Genomic DNA, 4325 nt, shown 5'->3' with positions numbered 1-4325 from the left:
TCCGCCATAAACCCCCCCCGGCGGTTTTTTGGGGGGGGGGGGTCCGGGGGCGGAGCCCCCGGGGAACGGGCGAAGGGCGGGTAGGGGAACCGGCCCCGCGCAGCGGCCCACCACCCGCACCGGCCCACCGGCCGCGGCCGCACACCCCGCAAACCGCCCGGCCAGGGCAAAGGCAGTATGGATACCCCCGCCCCACCCCCAGGAGCCACGCAGTGACCCGGCCCCCCGCGACCCCGTCGGACACCCGCACCCTCGCCACCGTCATGCACACGGCGTTCTTCCTCCTGCTCGGCGCGTCGGTGGCCCGCTTCCTGCTGCGCCACCCCGGCGAACCCTGCACCCCCTGGGTGATCTCCCTCGGCATCGCCCTCGCCCTGCTGTACGTCCTCGGGCCCGCCGTCGGCGTCACCCAGTCCGCCCACGCCACCGACCGGCCCGCCCCCACCCTGCGCCGCAGGCTCTGGCTCGGGCTGGTCGTCGCCACCTGGGTGGTCCTCGTCGTGCTCGCGCCCAGCTTCGCCTGGTGTGCCGTCCCCCTCTTCTTCACCGCCCTGCGCACCCTCCCCCCACGCGCCGCCGTGGCACTGGTCGCCGTACTCACCGTCTTCGTCGTCGCGGCCCAGATGAAGCTCTCCACCGCCTTCGACCCCAACCTCCTCCTGGCCCCGCCCGCCATCGCCGCCCTCGCCACGGCCGTCTACGTCCACATGGAGCGCCAGGCCCGCGCCCAGCGCGCGCTGATCGACGACCTGATCCGCACCCGCCGGGAACTCGCCGCCACCGAACGCCGCGAAGGCACCCTCGCCGAACGGCAACGGCTGTCCATGGAGATCCACGACACCCTGGCCCAGCACCTGTCCAGCCAGCAGATGCTGCTCCAGGCCGCCGACCGCACCTGGGACAGCGACCCGGCCACCGCCCGCGCGCACGTCCGCACCGCCAACGGCATCGCGGCCCGCGGCCTCGCCGAGGCCCGCCGCCTGGTCCACGACCTGGCCCCGCCCGAGCTGGACAACGGCGCCGGCCTCGCCGAGGCCCTGCGCGCGCTGGACGCCGGGCCCGGCGTCGAGGTCCGCTTCCACCTGGAGGGCGTACCGGCCCCCCTCCCGGACCGCACGGAGTCGGCCCTCCTGCGCATCGCCCAGGGCGCCCTGGCCAACATCCGCGAGCACGCGCACGCGCACACCGCCGCCCTGACCCTGAGCTTCCTCGGCGACCAGGTGGTCCTGGACATCGCGGACGACGGCGCCGGCTTCACCGCCACCACCTCCGAGCCGGGCCGCGGTCACGGCCTCCCGGCCATGCGCGCCCGCGTGCGCCAGCTCGGCGGCACCCTGACGATCGAATCCACCCCCGGCGAAGGCACCGTCCTCTCCGCCTCGATCCCCCTGGAGCCCACCGGATGACGACGATCCTCCTCTGCGACGACCACGTGGTGGTCCGCGCCGGACTCCTCGCGCTCCTCGGCAGCGAGCCCGACATCGAGGTGCTCGGCGAGGCGGGCAGCGGCGAGGAGGCGGTCGCGCTGGCCGCCAAGCTCCGCCCGGACGTGGTCCTGATGGACCTCCAGCTGGGCGAGGGCATCGACGGCGTCGAAGCCACCCGCCGCATCACCGCCCTCCCCGGCCCGCCGCACGTCCTGGTCCTCACCACGTACGACACGGACGCCGACATCACCCGGGCGATCGGCGCGGGCGCGACCGGCTACCTGCTGAAGGCGGAACGCCCCGAGGAGCTGTTCGCCGCCATCCACTCGGCGGCGGCCGGCCGCACCACGCTGTCCGCGCCCGTCGCGAGCCGGGTCATGGCCCACATGCGCGGTACGCGGCCCACCCTCACGGACCGCGAACTCGACATCCTGGGCCAGCTGGCCCGGGGCCTGGGCAACCGCGACATCGCCCGGGCGCTGTTCATCAGCGAGGCCACCGTGAAGACCCACCTGGGCCGCATCTACGACAAGCTCGGCGTCGACACCCGTGCGGGCGCGGTGGCGGTGGCCAAGGAACAGCGCCTGCTGCCCTCCTAGACCGCGTCCGTCTCCGCGTCCGTCTCCGGCTCCGCGGATGTGGGTGCGGGTGCGGGTGCGGCGCGCTCGGCCAGCCTCAGCCGCCACTGCTCCATGACCGCGTGCAGGGACTCGTTCACGAGCGTCAGCAGCTCGACGGAGGATTCGAAGCGCGCCCCCGCCGGAGTCGACGCCCCGAGTATCCCGGCCCCGCGCCGCGACGCCGCCACCAGTACGTCGTTCATCTGCGTGGCCGCGAGCAGCGACCGGAGCCAGAGCTCGTCGTCGATGGCGTAGCGCTCGCGGCGCGCCCCGGGAGTCCGTTCGCGCCTGAGCATCCCCTGCCCTTCGAGCCAGGCGACGGCGTGCGAGACGGACGCCGGGCTGACGCGGAGCCGCTCGACCAGCTCGGCGGCGGTGAGGGCGCCGGAGTCGGTGGTGTAGAGGCAGGCCAGCACCCTGGAGACCATCGGCGGCAGCCCCTGCCCGGCCAGCAGCCCGGTGAAGGACTCGGTGAACTCCCGCACCGCCCGCGGGTCCCGCCCGTGGCCGGCGTCGGGGACCGGCGGCGCCGCCGGCCGCACCTCCTTGCGCCGGCGCGCACGGTGCTGCGTGGCCTCCTGCGCCCGGTCCGCGCCGTAGCCCTCGGGGCCGCCGTTGCGGGTGACCTCCCGCATGACGGTCGAGGCGGGCCGCCCCAGCCGCCGGCCGATCTCCGCGTACCCGAGGCCCTCGGCCAGCCAGGTGGCGATGTGCCGGCGCTCCTCGCCGGTGAGCCGTCCTCCGGGCATCGGTGCTCGTCTCCCCTCGTCGACAGCCGCAGTATGCATCCGCCCCCACCCCATTGCAATTCACCCTCCGGCACGCCATTGCGTTCACCGCCATAGCCATTGCAATGCCTATCTCAATCACCCATCCCAGCAGCCAAATCCGCTTCCTCAATGTCGTTGACGCATCTGTAAACGCAATGTAGCTTCGAGCGAGTTCAGAGGTTCTCAAACACTCACGGGGAGACATGGCGATGGGACAGAACGGCTTCACCGAGGCGGGCCTGCGCAAGATGCGCGACGTGCTGAACCGGCACGTCGAGTCGGGGAGGATCCCCGGCCTCGTCGCCCTCGTCAGCCGCGGCGACGAGACCCACGTCGAGGCGATCGGGACCATGCGACACGACGGCGGCGCCCCGATGCGCCGGGACACGATCTTCCGGATGGCCTCCACGTCCAAGCCGGTCGCGATGGCGGCCGCGATGGCACTCGTCGACGACTGCGAGATCCGGCTGGACGACACCGTCGAGCAGTGGCTGCCCGAACTCGCCGGCCGCCAGGTGCTGGCGCGGATCGACGGCCCGCTGGACGAGACCGTCCCCGCGCGGCGGCCGATCACCGTACGGGACCTGCTGAACTCCACCTTCGGACTCGGCATCGACCTGACGGCGATGGGCTCCCCGATCACGGCCGCCCTCTTCGAGCGGGGCGTCTTCACCCAGGGCGGCGAGCCCGCACCCGAGCAGGACGAGTGGATGAGCCGCCTCGGCACGCTCCCCCTCATGCGCCAGCCCGGAGAGCAGTGGCAGTACCACATCAGCCACGACGTGCTCGGCGTCCTCGTCTCCCGGGTCACGGGCAAGCCGTTCGAGACGTTCCTGCGCGAGCGCGTCCTCGACCCCCTGGGGATGAAGGACACGGGCTTCCACGTGCCCTCCGACAAGATCGACCGGCTGCCCCCCAGCTACGCCCCCGACCCGCAGACCGGGGAGTTCCACGTGTGGGACGAGGCGGCGGGCGGCCGGTACAGCGCGCCCCCGGCGTTCCAGTCCGGCGGCGGCGGCCTGGTCTCCACCGTCGACGACTACCACGCGTACTTCCGCATGCTGCTGAACCAGGGCACGCACGGAGGCGAGCGGATCCTGTCCCGGCCCGCCGTCGAGCTGATGACCACCAACGGCCTCACCGCCGAGCAGGAGGCCACCCGGTCCGCCCTGGCCCGCAACAGCGTCCACGTCTCCTTCGGCCAGGGCCAGCAGGGCGGCTGGGGCTTCGGCATGGCCGTCCGCACCTACCGCGGCGACTACGCGCCGGTCGGCCAGTTCGGCTGGGACGGCGGCACCGGCACCTCGGCCTACGCCGACCCGCACAACGGGCTCACCGGCGTCCTCCTCATGCAGGTGGGCCTCTCCACCCCGGCTCCGGCCCAGGTGATCCACGACTTCTGGACCACGACGTACCAGGCCCTGGAGGACTGACAGCGCCTATAGCCCCGCCGGCGTTTGAGGCGCGGGGGTCTGGGGGCGGAGCCCCCAGGGGGTCCGGGCGCAGCC

Annotated in this window: 4 protein-coding genes; 3 read left to right on the top strand and 1 reads right to left on the bottom strand. The window is 73.5% G+C overall.

What is annotated here, in order from left to right:
- Positions 1–263 precede the first annotated feature (263 nt).
- Both ACQKM2_RS40680 and ACQKM2_RS40675 read left to right on the top strand, forming a co-directional pair.
- The gene (locus tag ACQKM2_RS40680) at positions 264–1406 is read left to right on the top strand and encodes a sensor histidine kinase (RefSeq protein WP_427719213.1); all 1143 of its coding nucleotides are present in this window, start codon (positions 264–266) and stop codon (positions 1404–1406) included.
- Positions 1403–2026 carry a response regulator gene (locus tag ACQKM2_RS40675; RefSeq protein ID WP_007265532.1) on the top strand — a complete coding sequence of 208 codons (624 nt, stop codon included), beginning with the start codon at positions 1403–1405 and terminating at the stop codon, positions 2024–2026. Before ACQKM2_RS40680 ends, ACQKM2_RS40675 begins: the two co-directional genes overlap by 4 nt.
- Here ACQKM2_RS40675 and ACQKM2_RS40670 read toward each other — a convergent pair.
- Entirely contained in the window at positions 2023–2796 is a 774-nt protein-coding gene (locus tag ACQKM2_RS40670) for a helix-turn-helix domain-containing protein (RefSeq protein ID WP_427719210.1), read from the bottom strand. The genes ACQKM2_RS40675 and ACQKM2_RS40670 overlap by 4 nt on opposite strands.
- A 224-nt stretch (positions 2797–3020) precedes the next feature.
- On the opposite strand from ACQKM2_RS40670, the gene ACQKM2_RS40665 reads away from it, so the two are divergent.
- Entirely contained in the window at positions 3021–4250 is a 1230-nt protein-coding gene (locus tag ACQKM2_RS40665; protein WP_427719208.1) for a serine hydrolase domain-containing protein, read from the top strand.
- The last annotated feature ends 75 nt before the right edge of the window (positions 4251–4325 follow it).

It is taken from the genome of Streptomyces sp. NPDC004126 (genome assembly GCF_050275515.1).
Classification (GTDB): Bacteria; Actinomycetota; Actinomycetes; order Streptomycetales; family Streptomycetaceae; genus Streptomyces.
Note: the sequence above shows the minus strand (reverse complement) of the source record. Positions and strands in the feature narration are given on the sequence as shown.

Bases quoted from the DNA above. Each gene is read 5' to 3' on its own strand.
- ACQKM2_RS40680 (WP_427719213.1), top strand. From the start codon at position 264: ATGCACACGGCGTTCTTCCTCCTGCTCGGCGCGTCGGTGGCCCGCTTC.
- ACQKM2_RS40675 (WP_007265532.1), top strand. From the start codon at position 1,403: ATGACGACGATCCTCCTCTGCGACGACCACGTGGTGGTCCGCGCCGGA.
- ACQKM2_RS40670 (WP_427719210.1), bottom strand. From the start codon at position 2,796: ATGCCCGGAGGACGGCTCACCGGCGAGGAGCGCCGGCACATCGCCACC.
- ACQKM2_RS40665 (WP_427719208.1), top strand. From the start codon at position 3,021: ATGGCGATGGGACAGAACGGCTTCACCGAGGCGGGCCTGCGCAAGATG.